Genomic DNA, 21,452 nt, shown 5'->3' with positions numbered 1-21,452 from the left:
AGCATTAGCGGTAGCGGTAGCATTAGCGGTAGCATTAGCATTAGCATTAGCATTAGCATTAGCATTAGCATTAGCATTAGCAACGCCAAACCGCTGCGCAACCCAAGGGCGATGAAGATCACGCATTATAATTTCGTTTTTCATGCGAATAATAGTCACCCAGCCGATAAACGCAGCAAAGCCTAAAATACAAATGAGCAAGGGCCATAGCATTTCAGGGGCAATAGAAGGCTTGCCAATTTTGGTGATCGTTGCGCCTTGATGCAGCGTGTTCCACCACTCCACTGAAAAATGAATAATAGGAATATTGATAACACCCACCATGGCCATTACGCCAGCGGCTTTGCCTGCTTGTTGTTTGTCTTCAAATGCGGTGTAAAGTGAAATAACACCCAAATACAAAAACAACAAAATGAGTTGTGCAGTGAGTCGTGCATCCCAAATCCACCACGTTCCCCACATAGGCTTACCCCAGAAAGAACCGGTAAATAATGAAATGAACGTCATTACCGCGCCAACAGGGGCAATGGCTATCATGAACATAAACGCGGTGCGCCACTGCCATACGATACCAACCAGCGCAGCGATGGCCATCGCAACATAGGCACCCATTGCGAGTATAGCGCTTGGCACGTGAATATAAATAATACGAAAAGAATCGCCTTGTTGGTAATCCTGAGGCGCGTAACCCAGTCCCCAAACAATACCAATAATCAGGCCCGTAATAGCGACGCCCGCAAACCAGTTTTGCAAGACATCACATAACCAATAGGCTTTTTCGGGCTTGGCGAACGAATTAATCCACTTCCACATTAGTTTTGACTCACTTTTAATGAATACGCAATTGCCATCGGAGACAACGCAACTGAAAACAGGAGCAACCCAGCTATAATAGCAAGTTGCGAATGATAAGGTAATAGCATTGACGCTGATTCGATGGCCGATGTGGCAAAAATCAGCAACGGAATGAATATCGGAATTAATAATAACGCTAAAAGTACACCGCCTCGGTGTAAACCCACGGTAAGCGCCACGCCAATGCCGCCAATAAAACTGATCAAGGGCGTGCCCAACAATAACGTAAGCATGAGTGCCACATACATATCAAACGTAAGGTTTAAAAACAGCGCCAGTAAGGGTGAAATCAAAAACAACGGCACAATATGCATCAGCCAATGGGTCAGCACTTTTACCACGACAATCATATACAGCGGCGTGGGTGACAACATATATTGCTCTAAGCTACCATCGGCAAAATCATCGCGAAACATTCTTTCCATACCAAGTAATAGTGACAAGATAGCAGCAACCCAAATAACCCCGCCCCCAATACGCTGGAGTGTTTCCGGACTTGGGCCTATAGCAAGTGGAAATAAGGTAATTACTAATACAAAAAACATGAGCGGTTGCATCAACTCAGCTCGTTGACGATAGGCCAGCGCCACGTCTTTTAGAAATACTGACTGCAACGCTACCATGAATAATCCAAGTGCAGTTTGGATAAGGGGTAATCGATGCTCAGCTTCTGATGAGATGTAATAATAATCGCACCACCTGTATTTAAGAATGAGGTCATTTTCGCTTCGAGTTCAGCTATTAGTTGAACGTCCAAAGCGGTAAAAGGTTCATCTAACACCCACAATGTAGCGGCCGTTTTAAGCCAAAGTTTAGCTAATGCTACGCGACGTTGTTGACCAGCAGATAAGTTTTTAACGGCAATGTCTTCTAAACCCGTTAGGCCTAATTCAGCCAATATATCTTCGATAGCGTCATTATTTTTATCAACGCCATGTTGCTGACACCAAAACTTGAGGTTTTCCACAGGCGTTAATAACTGACTAATACCTTGCTTATGACCAAAGTAAAGTAAGTGTTCACTAGCGTCATGCACATTTTTATGGATGTCATGGCCATTAACTTCTACGACGCCAGCGGAGGGCGCACTCAAGCCAACCAAGATCCGCAGTAAACTGGTTTTTCCGGCACCATTTTCGCCCGTCACATAAAGTAACTGGCTAGAATGAAGCTCGATATTAATATTCGAAAACAACTGGCGGTCACTTTTTTCACAGGCCACTTGTTGTGCTAACAAAACACGCAATGAGGGATACTCGAATTAAGCTGATAACGTCAAGATATTACCACATTATTCCGATGTTTTGTGTGCTTAATCAGCAACTAATGTATGGAATATCCGATGTATAAGATAAACATCAATCGATGTATTGTGGTCACCATTTTGCATTTTTTATTTTTTTATCAAAAATGGGGCACAAAGTGCGATCCAGGTATTGCGTTTTGAGGGTCGCGGCCGATAATTAATATATGCCTGATATAACAACTGTCACCCTAAATCAAATAAATGCGCTGACTCGTGGATCAGAAGCGTCTGCTGCGCGAAATAACATCGACGCCAACAACGCACAAATCCTCAATAGTGTTGCCGCGAAAGTCGTGGTTAGCCAAGTGTCATCTAATACAATTACACTAACCAATCCACAAAATAAACAGTCGGTACAAATACCTGCCAGCGTGCTTGCTAACTTGGGCAATCTCAAAGCAGGTCAATCTCTTGAACTTATCAGTATTGCCAATAAACCAAACACTTATGCACTTATTCCGGTGGCTGTTGCAAGTAAACAAAATACTAACCGCAGTCAACAATCAGCAGTACTCGCCAGCAGCAACATTAGCGTTAACGACAATCAATTAAATACGCTCATTGGCAAGGCATCGGCTGGCGCAGATGTGATTTTTAATGGTAAGCCTGTGATTAATATATCAGGGCGGATAACGGCAATTTCAGCCAATCAAGTTAGCCTGATTATTTCGGTCCCCGGTTCAACCTTACCGGCACAACAGGCCCAGCTAAGCTTAAATAAGGCCCAGGTAAACAATCTACAGATTGGCGGTAGCATAAATATTGCGGTGGATATAAGCGCTAAGCAGGCAAGGATAATTTCTCTGAGCAGCACCGGCGAGCAAAATGTACTGAATGCAAATAACCCGAGCACTGCCCTTAAGCTAAGTTCGCAATTAACACAATTAAACTCTACCGTGTTGTCCAATAAATTAATTAGCACATCAATTTTGCAACAACTGTCGACGAGTTCAGCAGCATCAAACGCGCCAGTCAATAATCGACAGAGCAATGTGGTGTCAGGATTAACTCAGGCCATTATTCCTCTGACTGATACAAAACTGGCTGACTTACCCAAACCACTGCTTACATCACTGCAAAATGCCATTACTAAAGTAAATACAACCGGGGCCAGTCAGGTCTCACTGGTGGTTGAAGGTACTGGCAACCCAAATACGCTAAAACTATCTGTTTTGGGAAACCTTAATAACTCATCCGTTGAGCTTAATGCCAATCAAGCCCGATCATTATTAACCACCTTGGATGCTAAAGCCCCAAGCAACGCTGGCTTGGGTGTGGGCTCAGGTGTGGGCTCAGGTGTGGATAGCTCGCCTAGCAAGGCTTCGGCGGCTAATCTAGCAACGGGATCACTGGCAAGCGCACTGTCGAGCACCATTGCGAAACGAGGATTTATTGGCAGTCGCGCCGAGTTAGGCGTTAATCAAGCGGGTAATCCTGCCTTAACAAATCCACAACAGGGATTAACTGACCCGGCAACAGCGACAGCAACGCCAACAACAAAAAGCCCAGCCACAAGTGCCCCCAGTTTCAAGACTGATGCGCTGTTGGCGCAACTCACTAAGTTCATTGATTCAAGGCCTCAGGTTTCTCAGCCCAGTAACAAGCAAAATCCAACTCTATTGACGCAAATTTTGAGTCAATTACCAAATACAAAAATAGGCTCTGTAAGTGAACAATTAAGCAATATTGGGGCAACTCAGAAAACCAATCCCACAAGCACTATTGATGCCTTAAAAACGCAGGTGCAAACATTAGCTAAAACAACCTTGGCTCAGTCAGCCAGTCAAACACAAACCTTGGCTAATATTATTAGCGCATTGAATGCTGAAGCAGACATCGCTGAGCTAAGCCCTGCAACACAAACGCTTTTACGAAATATCAGGGAACAATTACCAAGCACATCAACAGCACAACCGGCAATCGATGCGAAAACTATACAGCAGCTCATTAGCGCGCCTTTAAATAACCCACCACTAAATGCACTGTCACCGATCGCGGCGAGTAGTTTCTTATCTGGATTGGTGACATTGCTGCAGGTGAGCTTAGCCTCAAAGTTACAGCGCCAGTCGAATAAACAAGCGAGTAAGCTGCAGGATCAAATTCCTGAGATTATCCAGAGCGTGGTGCCAAACGTTAAGAACATCCAAAGCGCTAAATTACTGCAAGACTTTCGCCAATTCGATGCTAAACACACCTTGACTGCTGAAGTGGCCAAAATGTTATTTAGCCACCAACACCACAAGTTGAAAAGTATCGACTCTTCGCTGCACGGACAAGATCAGCTCTACTATGCCCTACCCAATATCTTTAATAAGAATGCAGACGATATTGAGTTGCTAATTAAACGAGAAACACGTGAAGACACGAATAAAAACAACAGCGAGGGTATCTCTTCGTGGTATTTAACCATGAAATTAGACGTTGGTCCGCTGGGTCAACTACTGGCAAAAACACAACTAAGCGATGATGAAATAAAGTTACAGCTGTACACTTCAACCACCGAACTTAAAAATAAAGCCTTGGATATGTTGCCCTATTTACAACGACGACTGTCGGTATTTGGCATTGAGTTGACCGAACAATCGTGTCAATTAGGAAAAATTCCTAAGCAGTTAAAGAGCGAGCATTATCAAATTTTTGAGACCCAAGTATAGTGATAATCTGATATGAAAGACGATACTAAAAAAGCGATTGGCCTAAAATACAACACCGCCGAAAACAATTCTCCAACAGTCATAGCCAAGGGCTTTGGAAGCTTAGCTGATGAGATCATCGAGCTGGCAAAGGAAAATGGGGTGATGATCCATGAAGATCCCTATTTAAGCGATCTGTTAGCTAGGATGGATTTGGGTCAAGAAATACCCGAAAACCTGTACCATGTTATTGCTGAACTCATTGCTTTTTCTTATGTTTTACAAGGCAAGTTTCCCGAGTCTTGGTCGAATGTCCATCATAAAATTGATTTTAAAGAATAATCAGTTTGTTACTTTATTACTTATTACTTGCTCTTGCCTAGCTTGATAACGGTATACAGGCAAATCGGGATCGCTGTAGGGGTGTACTAGGGTGTGTTGATCTTTGAAGTATAAAAAATAAGCGGCATGCAAATATCGCTATTAAGGAAATAGCATCAGCGAATATGCAAATAAATATAGCAAAAGAATGGGCTCAGTTAGACCATAATACCCAAGCAAAAGTCTTACAAAGCTGAAAATCTTGGCGCGCTTTAAGATGATGGTATTTTTTAAAAAACAAGAGTTGTGTCTTTATTCCCATGCAGTTAATTTGATAGCAACGTCATTCCAACGAACTTTGCTTTTTTATCAAATGTCATCGTTTCAGAGCATCCTACATCTTTGCTAAGAATTAGACTATTTCATGGTAGGAGCGGTTGCAAACGACTCTCAAGGTTTCTGTTCCAAAGGACTACCAACATAAGAAATTAACGGCCGCCATTTTCACGAAAATCACATCTAACTCCCTTAAGCAAGTTTCAATCTAACCTGAAAGACAGCTGTAACGATGGGTAGTGCATAGCGTTAATTTGTCCTATACTCCTGAATAGCCAAAATATTGCACGCCGACTAAATTACGATGTGGATAATACGGTTGTGCTGCACCCGGGGGCAGATTGTGAACGTTTTATTGCAGTGCCTAGCGACGGTGATCAAAAGCCTCGTTTGCTTAGTTTAGTGAAAGAACTGCAACTTGCGAACAACGTCGTATTTCTTAATGAAATCGGATAAAAAATGAACGGAGAAGTAGACGTATTCGTTAAAACTAACTCACTTACTTTAAATAAGTAGACCCCTTGGATAAGAAGAAAAACAATTTTCTAAAAGAATTTTTTAAAGAACGCAGAACAGTTGGAGCTATTCGACCAAGTTCTCAATCTTTGGCAAAAAAAATGTTGGAAAATGTAAACTTCAAAAATTCAGATGTTATAGTCGAATTTGGTCCTGGTACGGGTGTTTTTACGCGTCGGATAATTGAAGAAATGAATCCAAATGCGAGTTTATATATTTTTGAATTACACAGTCCTTTTTATGTCAAGCTGCAAAAGGAATTTGAAAATGATGAAAGAATTCAAGTGATTAATGACAGTGCAGCAGATGTGAGAAAATACTTAAAGGCTGACGGTAAAAAATTTGCCGATGTCATTATTTCCTCTTTACCATTGACAAATTTCGATCGAAAATTAACCATGCGTATACTGAAGTCCGCTGAAATTGCATTGAAACCAGAAGGAAAATATATTCAGTTTCAGTACTCCTTAAATGCAAGGAAATTGCTAATTAAGATCTTTAGTTCAATTTCTATACAATTCACAGCGAATAATTTACCACCCGCTTTTGTATATACATGCAAAAAAAAATAAGCCTGATTTCTCAATCTAATGCGTCGTAACCGGTAGGCTTGCATTCTGACATATCTGGTCCTCCTGTGCTGTCGATGCTTTTTGCAATTTTACGCAGGGCGCCGCGCAGTCCCTCTTCTAAAACAGGGTGATAAAACGGCGCTTCCAGCATGTCAGCCACGGTCATATTTGCTTCAATGGCCAACGCTAATTGATGCGCGAGGTGCTCACCGCTAGGGATGCACATCTCAGCTGCCAGCAAGCGACCAGTTTTACGTTCAGCGTGAATTCGCAGCACGCCAGCGGCGGTTTGCGCCATGCGAGCTCTAGCTTGCTTTGAGAAATCAGCGCTGCCTGAAACTATTTGAGCTTTATCAAGTTTTGATAAGGGCGGCCCAACACGCGCAACCTGCGGCGAGCAAAACACCATAGACAATTCAGTACGTCGGCATAGACTCGAGGTACTATCGCTAGGCGCCGCCATTCGTCCAGCAATAAAACCTTCATCGGCTGCTTCGTGAAGAAGCGACCGGTGACCGTTAGCATCGCCAGCTAAAAATACTGACAGATTGTCAATACGTAATGTATGTGGATCAACATCAGGCATGCCTTTGTCGTTAAGTTTTACGCCCAGCTTATCTAAGCCTAAATTGTTTATATTTGGCTTTCGTCCCACTGCGGCTAAAACAGCGTCGGCCTTGAAACTTCCGCCTGCACCTTTTATGCATATTGCGCCATCGGCTTCTTCTAACTCTGCTTCAGCGCCAAGGTAGAGTGAAACTTCAGCTCCAATCAGCTCGTGAAAGCTTTTTAATACTTCACCGTCATCTATACCGGCTAGGTTGAAACTTGTATTAAACCCAGCCACCTCAATCCCAAGGCGGGCGAGTGCCTGCGCCATTTCTACGCCCACCGCTCCCATGCCAATAACTGCAATGCGGCGAGGTAAATCTTCTTGTTCAAATATATTGTCGGTGGTTAATATCCTGCTGCCAAAACGATGCCATGGCTCGGGTACCACCGGACTGCTGCCTGGTGCAAGAATGATGACACGCGCCTCAATTGTCTCTCCATTAACGGTTAATAGATTGGGGCCAAGCAACTGCGCACGACCTGATATTGCTTGTCTACCTAACTCTTCAGGAGTTTTTTCTAAGCCTTCAATAAAATCGTCACGCATCTTTCGAACCCTTTTTAATACCGCAGGAATATTGGCGCGTAAATGAACGGCCCCCTCAATACCAAATTCGCCGAAGGTGGTGCGCGAGTGAAATGCATTTGCAGCCTCTATTAGGGCTTTTGAGGGCATACAGCCCACCGCGGCGCACGTGGTGCCCCAGTGGCCATCATTTATTAGTAAGAAATCATCGGTATAGCGACGTACTTCACTCAAGGCCGACCGACCAGCAGTTCCTGCTCCTATAATGACAGTATCAACTTTCATATATTATTCACCTTTGTTAAATTTTACGCGCAATGGCAATTAGTGATTATTAGTGCACGCATGAATCAAACCACAATGTAAATCTATATTCATTTAGTAATTTACGTTTTATGTGGGTTGTTTAAAATAGCAAGGGTCAAAATTACAGAGGTAGGGTATTTTCTTAATATAATCAAGTGTATTACGGTGTGCCAAAAAAGGTAAAGATTCTCATAATCGTTTAATTTTCCACATATTTTACTTGTGATGAACGTTGCACAAAGGCGTTTGCGAAGGCAAGCATCAGCTATTACGAAAAACAACCGTGAAATAATTACGTGATAAAACGAAAACATTACGCACTTGGCTAGTGCTTAATCGTGTTAAGCCATAAGTTAACATAAATAATCCTAGCACGTTATTGGCCAACCGTGTCGTTAATGCTAGCGTTAAGGCGCTGTATACAACAAATTCTTCATGTTTGCGTCGTAAGAACACCTTGGCATTTAACTTGCTACTACTGACATTACTATAATAATCAGAAGCGCTAATGCTAACCGTGAGGCCAGCAAACAACGGTAAAAAAAGAAACACCGCGCCACTACGTTTTATATACATCAGCAATTCACCGGAGGTTAACATGGCAGGCGGTTGGGCAAAAGATGGAGCAGTACAAGATCAGATTGACGCAAGTGTTAATGACGCTTTAGCCTTAGCTAAGAGTAAAATGCCGAAGGGCGAAAGCGCAAAGTATTGTGAGCAGTGCGACGAACCAATATCACAGCCACGCAGAGCAGCTATACCGGGCGTGCAACTGTGTATTCAATGTCAAAGTGATGCGGAAAAGGAAAAAACTAATCAAGCAGGAATTAATCGCAGAGGAAGTAAAGATAGCCAGTTACGATAAGCCTAGTGAATAAAACTATATCCCAGCTTATTTGCAGTTGCTGAACCAGCAAGACAATTTGAACCATGGCTACAATTATGCACAGTGAAACCGCGACAATTATGTATTCTATAGAATAATTGTCAAAAGTATGACGATAGCAAAGGTCAGGTCCACGTTGGGTTTGGCATAATTCAACTATTGCCCGAAGGCGGAAAAGTTAAGGGTATAAGCTAGATTTATTGCGATAAGTCTATGGCCATAAAATTTACGAGTATTGAGCAAAATCATTGCTGTCTAGCGTCATTAGTTGCATTAACTTTGGATGAACAAACAGCTTTTCTTTACCCACTTGTTGCTCTTGCAATACGCCAATTTCTGCTAGTTGTTTAAGATAAACAGATGCGGTTTGCCGCTTGGCAATACCTTTATCCACTAAATTAGCAATGCGACAATAAGGTTGTTCGAAAATCACTTGCACTAATTCGAAGCTGTATATTTTTGGTAAGTTCTGCCTAATAAATTCGCTAGTTTGCTCTATCAACGCTTTAATTGTCGCTATTTTCGCTGTAGTCCGGTTTGCCACTTCACTTACGCCAGTCAGCATGCAAAGTACGTGCATATTATTGCTATAAACTTTAGGGTCTCTTAAGGCATTGTTAAATTTCAAGCTTGGATAATATTCGCTGTTTTATTAACTGCCATTTATATTGAATAAGGCATCATTCTAAAAACACCTCATTCAAGTCATAGTGGCACGATGAAAATACACTTAAGTTAATAGGGACATAAAAAAACGAAGCCATAGGCTTCGTTTTTAGGTTTACTAAATTAGTGAAAAATTCACACTAAAATTGAACTTTAACACCAAACTTATATATTCGCCCTAGCACATCGTAGCTGCTTGGAAAGGTATTACCCGAGTTAGCGAACGTTGCACCAGCTTCGCCGCCAACAACTGGTGGCTCTTTCTCGAACAAGTTATCAATACCAGCAGTTAGCTTAACGTTGTCATTTAGCGTGTAGCTAGCAAACAAATCAACATAACTATAGCTCTCTATCTTTCTGAAAGCTTCAAATACACTAGCACGTTGATCATCTTCAACATCTACAGCACTGCTATAACGCCATAAAGCTGACACTGTATAGTCATCCATAGACCAAGTAGCACGTTGAATGAAACGTATGTCGGACGTCGGACTACAATCTGAACCATAAAAACCGTTACAGTCAATTACGGCAGAAGCATCAGAGCTTTGACGTTCATTAGTTAAATATTTGTTGATATTGGTTGAGAATGATAACTCACCCATTTCATTCAAATCGACATCAAAATTAATACCAACTTCTATACCTTCAACCTGAAAATACTTTAAGTTAGTCGTAAATAGCTCTACACCTGAACCGGCAATCGTTAGGTCACCGCCAATACGCTGAATTTTAGCACACTCAAGCGCATCACCTGAGATATAACAGCTGTCTAGCACTTCTTGAGCTGAGAATGTACCAATTGTGTCTTTAATGTCGATATCGTAATAATCAACAGAGAATGACCAATTTTTCAAAAAGTCATCTGTCCATACAAAACCAGCAGTAAAGGTAGAAGCATCTTCTGCGCCCGGCACGTTTACAGGGTCACTTCCTGAGATAATACTAATCTGTCCAGAGATGACATCCTGCACCTGACCGACCTGTGCCGCTGACATGCCAGTAGAAATACATAAGTCACGTAATGTAGCATCAATATTTGCATTACCAACTGAACATGGGTCACCTAGAGCATTATCAAGACCAGTTACCACTGGCGAAAATAGTTCACCAACGTTAGGTGCACGAGTTGCAGACTGTTCCATGATGCGGAACAACAGGTTGTCAACTGGACGCCACGCTAGTCCAATTTTCCACGTATTAACTGAACCTACAGAATCGTAGTCAGCAGCACGATAACCAAATTCCAAATCGAGTTGCTCAGTATACGACTGATCAGCAATGATAGGTAGGATACCCTCAAAGAAGAACTCGTCAGCTTTGAATCCACCATCAATTGGTAGCAAATTACCACCTGCGCCGCCTTGACAACTTGCTGGTGCTAATTTCAAACACTCATCTGGGTTTAAGCTACCTGTTTCTTCACGATACTCATAACCAAAACTCATTAACAACGCTTCACCGGCTAATGGGCTTGTAACAAAATCAACTGGACCGTTTACGATGATTTGACCGACTGTCTGCTCGTATTTTTGAGTCTGCAAGGCAATTGCTGTTGCATAACCAGCCTGCTCATCAGTAATAGTACCAAAGCCGCCAAACAAGTTGATCGGCACACAAGAAGAGTCACCGTTCTTACAAGTAACGCCATCGGTAGTATCTAAGGCATTTTGAATATTGGTCAAATTAGTATAACCACCACGAGTGGTAACACGGTTTGACTCACCATATTGGTAAGACACATCGTATTCCCAATCACCTGCAATTAGGCCTTTAACGCCCGTTACAAATTGGAACTGATCGGTGTCATATGCTTCTGAACGAGGACCTAGCTCCAATGTACGACGACGTAATTGAACTCTCAGGTAATCGTCGATATCCACAACACCGTTCTGGTTAATATCTTGCCAGTTGGTCAAAGGAGCGTTTGGATCAGAACTTAGTAATCCGTTCGCCAAGGCAGTATTACCAGCATCGATCATAAATTGACGCGCTTGGTCACCGATCAAGGGGTTGGCGAGAGGCAATTCAAATGCAGCACCAAAGGTACCAGAAGGCGCAACTTGAGTATCTACCGTCACATTAGTATGGCTAAAAGTAGCATATGCTCTGTGGTCGTCATTAATATCATAATGGCCAATAACCGTTGCACTAAATCGTTCTTGAGGAGTCTGATAGAAGTTAAACGGGTTAAAGTTAAAACGACTACACTCAGAACCAATCGTACCGTCTTCTCTAAACTGGCCGGCTGACGCTGCGCCGCCACCAACAATCGCGAATCGCGTTGGAATAGACGTGGTAGAACCGCCCGCTTGGACTACATTAGGACCGCCACAACCGGCAACTGGTGGTAACGGAGGCTCGCCAGCAAGAAACTGCTCGAAACCGGCGCCATTGCCCGTATTAATTCCCAATAAACCTAACGGTCTATCGCCCAACAAAATTTGCTTACGGTTCATCCAACTTAGGGATAAGGCGATATTACCGCGGTCCTCAGCTAGATTTGAACCTAAAGTAAAGGATAGATTGTCTTTCTTACCGTCATTATCACCCGTTCGGGAGTTATTATATTCAAAGGCAACGCCTTCGAAGTTTTCTTTAAGGACGAAGTTTATTGCGCCAGCAACGGCATCAGATCCGTATACCGCAGAAGCACCACCAGTTACCACGTCAACTCGTTCAATTAATGCTGTAGGGATAGTCGCTGTATCTACTTGACCGTTAAAGTTAAACGGCACCATTCTGCGGCCGTTCATCAGCACAAGTGTTCTTTGAGTGCCCAAACCACGTAGGTTAACTGTCGCAGCGCCTGCTGAACCGTTGTTAACGTTAGAGCCATCACCTGGAATTGTGCCCGGTAGTATGCGAATTATTTTTTCAATCTCTGGCTCTTGAAGAAATTCTATATCTTCAGCGTCCATCGACATAATTGGGCTTGCAGATACGGCACCAGGACGCAGAATGCGCGAGCCTGTAACCGATATTTTTTCAATATTTCTTTCTTCTGAATTCACACCTTCCTGCGCAAAAGCTGCAGTTGCGCCGGTCATAGCCGTTGAGGCTACCCCGACAGCTATCGCTAGGCTAACAGATTTGGTCAATTTTGATTTTGTGAACATGTGTATTTCCCTGTATAAGTATGCAATATACATTTGTCGTTTTAACGACTTTTTTTTAGAAATTCGACATAATCGCACCGAGTGGATGACGGCAAACCCACATTTAATGGCGTTAGACGCCGTCACTAATTCTGGTGCAATATGTCGCTCTTACGTGCCTCCTGAGCATACAACTTGTATGCTCATCAGTAAAGTATTGGATTACCGCTCCATCGTATTTATCCAAATCACTGTCAACAAATGCAGCCACCCATATCAAATTAAATTAAATAAGTTAAGATTGTGATCCTACTCATTATTATGGTTGGCAGGTGATGCTGCCGATATGATCCATTCAAAGGTGAGTATTAAAAAAAAAGAATATTGCAGGTGAGATAGAAACTAAGATGTGCAGGATAAAAAATGTGCAAGATAAAAAAATGACTGGACTAGTCAGTCATTAAAACTACCAGTAAAAGGCAGCGCTAAAACAATTGTCACGCCCCCACAATAGTCTAAGAGCAGAGGCGTGGCAAATTAGCTCGGGAGAGTGTCGAACTATACGTTACTAATAAATCTTATTCTTCAGCTTCAACTTCAGACTCAGAAGCTTCGTCGTCATCTTCTGTTACTGCTACTGCGTCCGCTTTTTTGGTCTTAGGCATAAGCAATTCAGCACGAATGAGCGCTTCAATTTCATCAGCCATTGCTACGTGTTCTTTCAAATAAGTAACCACGTTCGCTTTACCTTGACCAATACGCTCGCCCTTGTAGCTATACCAAGCACCGGCTTTTTCAACTAGCTTCTGTTTAACGCCTAAATCAATTAATTCAGCTTGTTTACAAATACCAGCGCCGTACATAATTTGGAATTCAGCTTGTTTAAACGGCGGTGCGACTTTGTTTTTCACCACCTTAACCCGGGTTTCGTTGCCGACCACTTCATCACCGTCTTTAATTGCCCCTATACGACGAATATCTAAACGGACTGAGGCGTAGAACTTAAGTGCATTACCACCGGTCGTTGTTTCTGGGTTACCAAACATGACACCAATTTTCATACGAATTTGGTTAATGAAAATAACCAGTGTGTTTGAACGCTTAATATTGGCGGTAAGTTTACGTAAAGCTTGCGACATTAGACGTGCTTGAAGTCCAACGTGTGAATCACCCATATCGCCTTCAATTTCAGCTCTGGGCGTTAACGCGGCTACTGAGTCAATTACGACGACGTCAACGGCATTTGAACGTACTAGCATGTCACAAATTTCAAGCGCTTGTTCACCTGTGTCAGGCTGAGAAACAAGTAAGTCGTTAATGTTTACACCCAGCTTTTCAGCATAGATAGGGTCAAGGGCATGCTCAGCATCAACGAATGCACAAACTTTACCTTTCTTTTGTGCTTCAGCAATAACTTGCAGTGTTAGGGTTGTTTTACCCGAAGATTCAGGACCATATACTTCAACCACACGACCACAAGGCAAGCCGCCTATGCCTAAAGCGATATCGATAGTCAGTGAACCTGTAGATATTGCTTCAATATCTAAGGCTTGGTTATCACCTAAACGCATAATTGCGCCTTTGCCGAATTGCTTTTCAATTTGACCTAGGGCAGCTTCTAATGCGCGGCTTTTGTTTTCGCTCATGCCTTTGCTTTCGTTACCCGTTCTTCTTGCTGGTGCTGCTTTTTTTGTTTTTTCAGCTTTTTTTAACAAGGCCATTAAATTACTCCTAGGTGCATTGTATTGTGTTTTAGTAAGCGCAGTGTCTACTGATAGTAATGTTCACTTTGCTCGTTATTTGTTTAGCAAATAAGCCGCTCACCAAACCGTGTTTTATTCGTTGTCTTTCTATTAGACGTTTCGTTAGATGTTTTATTAACACGCTAATTTTATGTAGCGCTAAACCAATACACCTAATCATTTATATCGCAAGTATACTGTATAACTATACAGTTTCAATACCGAATTTTAAAAAAAATTTATGTTTATGAATTTATTAGTGTTTTTGTTTATTAAGTCGTCTTCGTAGGCAGTAAACATAGTAACTAACGATATAAGAATCCGTTTTATTTGGCTTTTATACAGTGTCTATACAGATATTAACCAGAAATGGCTTACATGTTAACTAGGCTGATGATCAGTTCTTTTAAGGCGAGATTAATTGCTTGCTCTCGAACTTGTTGCCTGTCACCGCTAAAACATCTGGAAAAACAACGAGTATGAATTTGATTACTCGGTTTGTTAGCGGCATTTTTTGAATGCAGCGTATCGATTTTTTTGACAAGTTCAGGATCAACCCCACGGCTCATTACTGCAATAGCGAACCAGACTAAACCAACCGGTTTAGATGCGGTACCGCCACCAGGACCGGCAATTCCACTAATAGAAACGCATAAATCAGCGCCGCTTTTGTGCAATCCGCCTTCTGCCATTTCGCGCACAACTTCTGAGGACACAGCCCCAAATGTAGCCAAAGTAGCTACACTCACCCCCACTTCCTCGTTTTTCGCTTGATTTGAATAGGTTACCCATGATTTCTCAAACCATTGCGACGAACCGGCAACCTCAGTAATAGCGAAAGCGACGCCGCCACCGGTGCATGACTCAACCGATGCTACTTTTTTATCTTTGGCTAGAAGCTCTTCACCGAGTGTGCGAGCAAGCACGCCAGCACTTTTTGCATTTAAGTTTTGCAATGTCTATTTATATCCCTGTGGTTTTCATTACAATGGCGACACATAATAAAGACAAGCTGAAGTTGTCACAACAGAAACCTGTTTAAAAAGCATGCCAAACAATAAAAACGAAAAAGTTAACGAGATAGTTCAATCAAGCTCTCCAGCAAATACGCCCATGATGACGCAATATCTAAGGATAAAGGCGGAACATCCGGATATTCTGCTGTTTTATCGTATGGGCGATTTTTACGAGCTGTTTTTCGATGATGCAAAAAAAGCATCCAACCTTCTCAATATATCGCTCACTGCGCGAGGTAAGTCGGGCGGCGAGCCCATCCCAATGGCGGGCGTACCTTATCATGCTGCCGAAAACTATTTGGCAAAACTGGTTAAAATGGGCGAATCGGTTGCCATATGTGAACAAATTGGCGACCCAGCAACGAGTAAAGGGCCGGTAGAGCGCGCAGTTCAGCGTATTGTTACTCCCGGCACGGTTACTGATGAAGCGTTATTAGATGAATCCAAAGACTCGGTTTTATTGGCTATTACCAAAGTCAAAGAGGTTTATGGTCTCGCTTCAATCGATATTACCAGCGGCCAATTCATGCTTTTTGATGCGCAAAGTGACGAGGCATTTCAGGCCGAACTTCAGCGTATTCAGCCTGCCGAAATTTTGTATCCAGAACAATGTTCGTTTTTTCATTTGATACAAAAATGCAAAGGCTTGAGGCGTCGCCCGCAGTGGGAATTTGATACCGACACGGCTCATTTGAAACTCAACACGCAGTTTGGCACCAAAGAGCTTGATGGTTTTGGTATCAATGTCAATGCAGTTGCTATGGGCGCAGCAGGATGTGTTTTGCAATACGTGCAAGAAACTCAACGCACTGCCTTGCCGCACTTGCGCAAAATAAGTCAGTACCGCGCTGATGAATCGGTATTGATGGATGCCGCGACACAACAAAATTTAGAGCTGACGAGAACTTTGTCAGGCAGCACTGAAAACACCTTATTTTCAGTATTAAACAACACCTCAACGGCCATGGGCAGTCGCTTGCTGCAACGCTGGCTGCATCGCCCTATTACCGACAAAAACAAACTATTTTTTAGACAAAACAGCATTGCTGATGTGCAACGTCACGATTATTCTATATTACAAGATTTCCTCAAGCAGATAGGTGATATTGAACGAATATTGGCGCGCATGGCCTTGCGCTCAGCCCGTCCCCGGGATTTCTCAAGACTCAAAGAAGCCGTCAATATACTGCCCGACCTGCAACAATGGTTGCGTGATTGTATGCCCTCATCACAACATGACTCATTCAGTATTTTTAGCCGTGATATTGGCGAATACCCAAATGTTGCTGAGCTATTAAACCGGGCAATTATCGACAATCCGCCGGTTGTTTTGCGCGACGGCGGCGTAATAGCAGAGGGCTACTCTGAGGAACTTGATGAATTGCGTGCGCTGTCAAAAGGCGCAACCGACTTTCTTGACCGACTAGAACAAAAAGAGCGCGAACGTACCGGCATACCCACACTAAAAGTCAATTATAACCGAGTGCATGGATTTTTCATTGAAGTGAGCCATGCCAATATCGATAAAATTCCGCCCGACTATGTGCGCCGCCAAACGCTTAAAAACAATGAACGTTATATTATCCCTGAACTTAAAGCCCACGAAGACAAAGTGTTAACCAGCCAAAGTAAGGCACTGGCATTAGAAAAGAAGCTCTACGAAGCCTTGTTTGACGACATCGCACCCGAGTTGACCAGCTTAATGCAAAGTGCAGTAGCGTTAGCTACTTTAGACGTACTCACTAATTTTGCTGAACGCGCTGATACCTTGAATTTACATCGGCCCGAATTAGTCGAACAAAACATCATTAATTACAGCGAAGGTCGTCACTTGGTCGTTGAAGAAGTGATGCACTCGCCCTTTATCGCGAACCCGTTATTTATGGACGATAAAACGCGCATGCTCATGATCACAGGCCCAAACATGGGCGGTAAATCGACATACATGCGCCAAACAGCACTCATCGTGTTGCTCGCTTACGTTGGCTGTTATGTACCTGCAAAAGAAGCACAAATTGGACCTATTGACCGCATATTCACCCGTATTGGCGCGGCTGATGATTTAGCTTCCGGGCGCTCAACTTTTATGGTTGAAATGACTGAAACCGCGAACATTTTAAATAATGCAACCGCAAACAGTTTGGTATTGATGGACGAAATTGGTCGCGGCACAAGTACTTATGATGGCTTAAGCCTAGCGTGGTCATGTGCACAATGGTTGTCCGAAAAACTCCATGCATTTACCTTATTTGCCACACATTATTTTGAACTCACCAGCTTATCAGACAGCATTCCTACGATCACTAACGTGCATTTAAGCGCCGTTGAACACGATGACGAAATTCGCTTTATGCATCAGGTACAGCAAGGTGCAGCGAATAAAAGTTATGGATTACAAGTGGCTAAACTAGCGGGTGTTCCTAAGGCCGTTATTGATTCAGCAAAACGCAAATTGGCTGAATTAGAACGGCTCGATGCGGTTAATGCAAGCAATGCTGGTAACAAGGTGACGCGTTCGCGCAGCGAGCAGTCAAGTAGCCAGCACTCAATTAGCCAGCACTCAATTAGCCAGCAGTCAAATGACAAAAAACCCGCAACGGAAATAAAAAGAGAAACTCAATTGAGCATGTCTTTTGAAACCCCGGAGCATTGGTTAGAGCAAAAAATAAAACAAATTGATATTGATGATCTAACACCAAGACAAGCTTTAGCTTTACTTTATCAATGGCGAAAGGAACTTAAGTAGCTCTTTATTGCTTCCTTATTGCTTCTTTATCGCGTTTTTATCACTTCTTTATCAACATTCTCACACATTTTTCATTTACTCTGCGGGTAGTTTTTTAGTATACTACTCTCCCATCAAAGCACGCCTTCAATGTGCTTAAGGATCCATGATCTGGCCTTCGATATAAGCTAATATTTAATTAAAAATGAATATCAGTAAACCTATCTACTGCTTTGTTTATGTTCCGAAAAACAACTTATACAAAATGGATTTTTAATAAATTCCATTCAACCCAAGTATCCTAGGTTTTGCATGATAAATTATATTTTCGTCACCGGTGGCGTTGTTTCATCACTAGGTAAAGGTATTGCAGCAGCATCCTTGGCCGCTATTCTTGAAGCTCGCGGCCTTAAGGTCACCATGCTCAAACTCGACCCTTACATAAATGTTGACCCCGGCACGATGAGCCCAATTCAACACGGTGAGGTATTTGTTACCGACGATGGTGCAGAAACCGATTTAGATTTAGGCCATTACGAGCGCTTTATCCGCACCCGTATGACTAGCCGTAACAACTTTACAACCGGTCGCGTTTATGAAGAAGTGATTAAGCGTGAACGACGTGGCGACTACTTAGGTGCAACCATTCAGGTTATCCCGCATATTACCAATGAAATTAAACGCCGTATTATTGCCGGTGCTGAAGGTAATGATATCGCTATTGTTGAAATAGGCGGCACGGTAGGTGATATCGAATCACAACCATTTATCGAAGCTATTCGCCAATTAGGCACCGAAGTTGGTCGTGATCACTCAATGTTTATGCACCTTACTTTAGTGCCTTATCTAGCGGCTTCAGGTGAAACCAAAACCAAACCAACACAGCATTCTGTAAAAGAATTACGCTCTGTTGGTATCATGCCAGACATATTAGTGTGTCGTTCAGAGGTGCCATTGCCGAGTAACGAACGTGCAAAAATTGCCTTATTTACTAACGTAAACGAAAAAGCGGTTATTTCACTTCGCGACGCCAGCAGCATTTATAAAATACCTGCCGCACTTAAAGCACAAGGCATGGACGAAATCGTTGTAAAGCGGTTTGGTTATGATTGTCCGGAAGCTGATCTAGCTGAATGGGAACAGGTACTGTATGCAGAATCAAACCCCGTTGGCGAAGTTAATATTGGTATGGTCGGCAAATATGTTGAATTGCCGGATGCTTATAAATCAGTCAATGAAGCATTAAAGCATGCTGGTTTGAAGAATAGATTAACCGTTAATATTAAGTATATTGACTCGCAGGATGTTGAAAGTAAAGGCATTCACCTCTTGCATGAGCTTGACGCAATTCTGGTTCCTGGTGGCTTTGGTGTGCGCGGTATTGAAGGTAAAATAGCCGCTGCCAAATACGCTCGTGAAAACGACGTTCCGTATTTAGGTATTTGTTTAGGCATGCAGGTTGCGTACATCGAGTTTGCTAGAAACGTTGCCGGTATGGAACACGCCAACAGCACAGAATTCAACCCAGACACGCCATTCCCAGTTGTTGGCCTCATTACTGAATGGCTAGACGGTGATGGTGGTAAAGAAGTCCGAGATGTTACCACCGATTTAGGTGGTACTATGCGTCTGGGCAGTCAACTTTGCCACTTGGAAAAAGGCACTAAAGTTGAACAGATGTATGGCAGCACTGAAATTTATGAACGCCATCGTCACCGTTACGAGGTAAATAACAACTTACGCGCCGAAATTGAAAAAGCGGGCTTAAAAGTAAGTGGATTATCGAATGACAAGGCATTGGTTGAAGTTATCGAAATTGAAGATCACCCTTGGTTCGTAGCAGGCCAATTTCACCCTGAGTTCAACTCAACGCCGCGCGATGGACACCCATTATTTACTGGGTTTGTAGCTGCGGCAGGTGTATATGCTAAGAACAAATAGAGAATAAATAGAGAATAAATAACAAATAAAAGGAACAAAAATGGCGAATATTTCTCGTATTGTAGGCCGCGAAATTTTGGATTCACGTGGTAATCCGACAGTTGAAGCAGATGTTTATTTGGACTGCGGTGCTATGGGGCGCGCTTGTGCACCTTCTGGCGCATCAACAGGTTCAAGAGAAGCTTTAGAATTACGTGACGGCGACAAAGCCCGTTATCTAGGTAAAGGTGTACTCAAAGCCGTCGCTGCAATTAATGATAATATTGCGCCCGCATTATTAGGCAAAGATGCGGCAGCTCAAGCTACCGTCGATCAGCTAATGATTGATTTGGATGGCACCGAAAATAAAGAAGTACTGGGTGCGAATGCAATTTTAGCCGTCTCACTTGCCGTTGCAAAAGCGGAAGCGATTAGTCAAAAGCTACCGTTGTATGCGCATATTGCCAACTTGAACGGCACACCAGGTGTTTACTCAATGCCTGTACCAATGATGAATATCATCAATGGTGGAGAGCATGCTGACAACAACGTTGATATTCAAGAATTTATGGTTCAGCCGATTGGCGCACCTTCATTTGCCGAAGCATTGCGTACCGGCGCTGAAATTTTCCATAGCTTGAAAAAAGTATTATCAGCCAAAGGCTTGAGCACTGCCGTGGGAGACGAAGGAGGCTTCGCACCAAACCTAACATCGAATGCTGAAGCGCTGTCCGTTATCGTAGAAGCGGTTGAAAACGCAGGCTACAAAATGGGTGTTGACGTTACCTTAGCGCTGGATTGTGCAGCCTCAGAATTCTACAAAGACGGCCAGTATGTGTTAAGTGGCGAAGGTAAGTCGTTTGATTCAAATGGTTTTAGTGATTACCTTGCTAACCTTGCTGCAGAGTATCCTATCCTGTCTATTGAAGATGGCTTAGACGAAAGCGATTGGGATGGTTGGGCATATCAGACTAAAATTCTTGGTCACAAAATACAGCTCGTTGGTGACGACTTGTTTGTTACTAATACGAAGATATTATCGCGCGGAATTGAAAACGGTGTGGCTAACTCAATTTTGATTAAATTTAATCAAATCGGTTCATTAACTGAAACATTGAACGCAATTAGAATGGCTAAAGACGCCGGTTTTACTGCGGTTATTTCTCATCGTTCAGGCGAAACAGAAGACGCGACAATTGCCGACCTAGCCGTAGGAACAGCTGCAGGTCAAATAAAGACCGGCTCACTTTGTCGTTCTGACCGCGTTGCTAAGTATAACCAATTACTTCGCATTGAAGCGGAATTGGCGGAGCAAGGCACACCAGCACCTTACAATGGACGCTCTGAAATTAAAGGCCAATAATCGGTTTTTACATTAAATGCAGGCCGACAAGGCCAGTTTTAACGGCTATTTGC

Annotated in this window: 13 protein-coding genes and 2 pseudogenes; 7 read left to right on the top strand and 8 right to left on the bottom strand. The window is 42.9% G+C overall.

Annotated elements, in window-relative coordinates; all coding sequences use genetic code 11:
• Positions 1–99: 99 nt before the first annotated feature.
• The 3 genes and pseudogenes from G399_RS20745 to ccmA form a co-directional block, all read right to left on the bottom strand.
• Positions 100–813: pseudogene (locus tag G399_RS20745) on the bottom strand (heme ABC transporter permease); the annotation flags it as partial.
• On the bottom strand, positions 813–1,478 hold the full coding sequence (gene ccmB, locus G399_RS0113320; protein ID WP_006013285.1) for a heme exporter protein CcmB: 666 nt from the start codon (positions 1,476–1,478) through the stop codon (positions 813–815). The pseudogene G399_RS20745 and the gene ccmB, both read right to left, overlap by 1 nt.
• Complete coding sequence (gene ccmA, locus G399_RS0113315; protein WP_006013282.1) at positions 1,472–2,101, bottom strand: cytochrome c biogenesis heme-transporting ATPase CcmA; 630 nt, start codon at positions 2,099–2,101, stop codon at positions 1,472–1,474. The genes ccmB and ccmA overlap by 7 nt, the downstream gene beginning before the upstream one ends.
• A gap of 224 nt (positions 2,102–2,325) precedes the next feature.
• Between ccmA and G399_RS0113310 the strand changes: the two genes are divergently transcribed.
• From G399_RS0113310 to G399_RS0113295, 3 genes are all read left to right on the top strand, one after another.
• Positions 2,326–4,815, top strand: coding sequence for a flagellar hook-length control protein FliK (locus tag G399_RS0113310; RefSeq protein WP_006013276.1), 2,490 nt, complete (start codon positions 2,326–2,328; stop codon positions 4,813–4,815).
• A 12-nt stretch (positions 4,816–4,827) separates the two neighbouring features.
• The gene (locus G399_RS0113305; protein WP_006013274.1) at positions 4,828–5,136 is read left to right on the top strand and encodes an EscU/YscU/HrcU family type III secretion system export apparatus switch protein; all 309 of its coding nucleotides are present in this window, start codon (positions 4,828–4,830) and stop codon (positions 5,134–5,136) included.
• A gap of 836 nt (positions 5,137–5,972) precedes the next feature.
• A complete protein-coding gene (locus G399_RS0113295) occupies positions 5,973–6,539 on the top strand; it encodes a class I SAM-dependent methyltransferase (RefSeq protein WP_006013266.1) in 567 nt (188 codons plus the stop codon).
• Between the two features lie 10 nt (positions 6,540–6,549).
• Here G399_RS0113295 and G399_RS0113290 read toward each other — a convergent pair whose 3' ends face one another.
• Positions 6,550–7,962, bottom strand: coding sequence for a dihydrolipoyl dehydrogenase (locus G399_RS0113290; protein WP_006013263.1), 1,413 nt, complete (start codon positions 7,960–7,962; stop codon positions 6,550–6,552).
• Positions 7,963–8,581: 619 nt separating this feature from the next.
• On the opposite strand from G399_RS0113290, the gene G399_RS0113280 reads away from it, so the two are divergent.
• Positions 8,582–8,848 carry a DksA/TraR family C4-type zinc finger protein gene (locus tag G399_RS0113280; protein ID WP_006013257.1) on the top strand — a complete coding sequence of 89 codons (267 nt, stop codon included), beginning with the start codon at positions 8,582–8,584 and terminating at the stop codon, positions 8,846–8,848.
• A gap of 247 nt (positions 8,849–9,095) precedes the next feature.
• On the opposite strand, the pseudogene G399_RS0113275 reads toward G399_RS0113280, so the two are convergent.
• From G399_RS0113275 to G399_RS0113260, 4 genes and pseudogenes are all read right to left on the bottom strand, one after another.
• A pseudogene (locus G399_RS0113275) lies at positions 9,096–9,443 on the bottom strand (cell filamentation protein Fic); the annotation flags it as partial.
• 232 nt (positions 9,444–9,675) lie between these two features.
• The gene (locus G399_RS0113270; RefSeq protein ID WP_006013252.1) at positions 9,676–12,654 is read right to left on the bottom strand and encodes a TonB-dependent receptor domain-containing protein; all 2,979 of its coding nucleotides are present in this window, start codon (positions 12,652–12,654) and stop codon (positions 9,676–9,678) included.
• 557 nt (positions 12,655–13,211) lie between these two features.
• Positions 13,212–14,279 carry a recombinase RecA gene (recA, locus tag G399_RS0113265; protein WP_026843729.1) on the bottom strand — a complete coding sequence of 356 codons (1,068 nt, stop codon included), beginning with the start codon at positions 14,277–14,279 and terminating at the stop codon, positions 13,212–13,214.
• A gap of 470 nt (positions 14,280–14,749) precedes the next feature.
• Positions 14,750–15,331 carry a CinA family protein gene (locus G399_RS0113260; protein WP_006013246.1) on the bottom strand — a complete coding sequence of 194 codons (582 nt, stop codon included), beginning with the start codon at positions 15,329–15,331 and terminating at the stop codon, positions 14,750–14,752.
• 91 nt (positions 15,332–15,422) lie between these two features.
• On the opposite strand from G399_RS0113260, the gene mutS reads away from it, so the two are divergent.
• The 3 genes from mutS to eno all read left to right on the top strand — a co-directional run bounded on the left by mutS (position 15,423) and on the right by eno (position 21,399).
• Positions 15,423–18,137: a DNA mismatch repair protein MutS gene (mutS, locus tag G399_RS0113255; protein WP_006013243.1), complete on the top strand. Its 2,715-nt coding sequence runs from the start codon at positions 15,423–15,425 to the stop codon at positions 18,135–18,137.
• Positions 18,138–18,428: 291 nt separating this feature from the next.
• Positions 18,429–20,057, top strand: a complete 1,629-nt coding sequence (locus G399_RS0113250; protein ID WP_006013241.1) for a CTP synthase — start codon at positions 18,429–18,431, stop codon at positions 20,055–20,057.
• A gap of 40 nt (positions 20,058–20,097) precedes the next feature.
• Positions 20,098–21,399, top strand: coding sequence for a phosphopyruvate hydratase (gene eno, locus G399_RS0113245; RefSeq protein WP_006013239.1), 1,302 nt, complete (start codon positions 20,098–20,100; stop codon positions 21,397–21,399).
• Positions 21,400–21,452 lie beyond the last annotated feature (53 nt).

This window comes from Brumicola pallidula DSM 14239 = ACAM 615, from assembly GCF_000428905.1.
In the GTDB taxonomy this organism is placed as follows: Bacteria; Pseudomonadota; Gammaproteobacteria; order Enterobacterales; family Alteromonadaceae; genus Glaciecola; species Glaciecola pallidula.
Note: the sequence above shows the minus strand (reverse complement) of the source record. Positions and strands in the feature narration are given on the sequence as shown.

Bases quoted from the DNA above. Each gene is read 5' to 3' on its own strand.
- ccmB (WP_006013285.1), bottom strand. From the start codon at position 1,478: ATGGTAGCGTTGCAGTCAGTATTTCTAAAAGACGTGGCGCTGGCCTAT.
- G399_RS0113310 (WP_006013276.1), top strand. From the start codon at position 2,326: ATGCCTGATATAACAACTGTCACCCTAAATCAAATAAATGCGCTGACT.
- G399_RS0113305 (WP_006013274.1), top strand. From the start codon at position 4,828: ATGAAAGACGATACTAAAAAAGCGATTGGCCTAAAATACAACACCGCC.
- G399_RS0113290 (WP_006013263.1), bottom strand. From the start codon at position 7,962: ATGAAAGTTGATACTGTCATTATAGGAGCAGGAACTGCTGGTCGGTCG.
- G399_RS0113280 (WP_006013257.1), top strand. From the start codon at position 8,582: ATGGCAGGCGGTTGGGCAAAAGATGGAGCAGTACAAGATCAGATTGAC.
- G399_RS0113270 (WP_006013252.1), bottom strand. From the start codon at position 12,654: ATGTTCACAAAATCAAAATTGACCAAATCTGTTAGCCTAGCGATAGCT.
- recA (WP_026843729.1), bottom strand. From the start codon at position 14,279: ATGAGCGAAAACAAAAGCCGCGCATTAGAAGCTGCCCTAGGTCAAATT.
- mutS (WP_006013243.1), top strand. From the start codon at position 15,423: ATGCCAAACAATAAAAACGAAAAAGTTAACGAGATAGTTCAATCAAGC.
- G399_RS0113250 (WP_006013241.1), top strand. From the start codon at position 18,429: ATGATAAATTATATTTTCGTCACCGGTGGCGTTGTTTCATCACTAGGT.
- eno (WP_006013239.1), top strand. From the start codon at position 20,098: ATGGCGAATATTTCTCGTATTGTAGGCCGCGAAATTTTGGATTCACGT.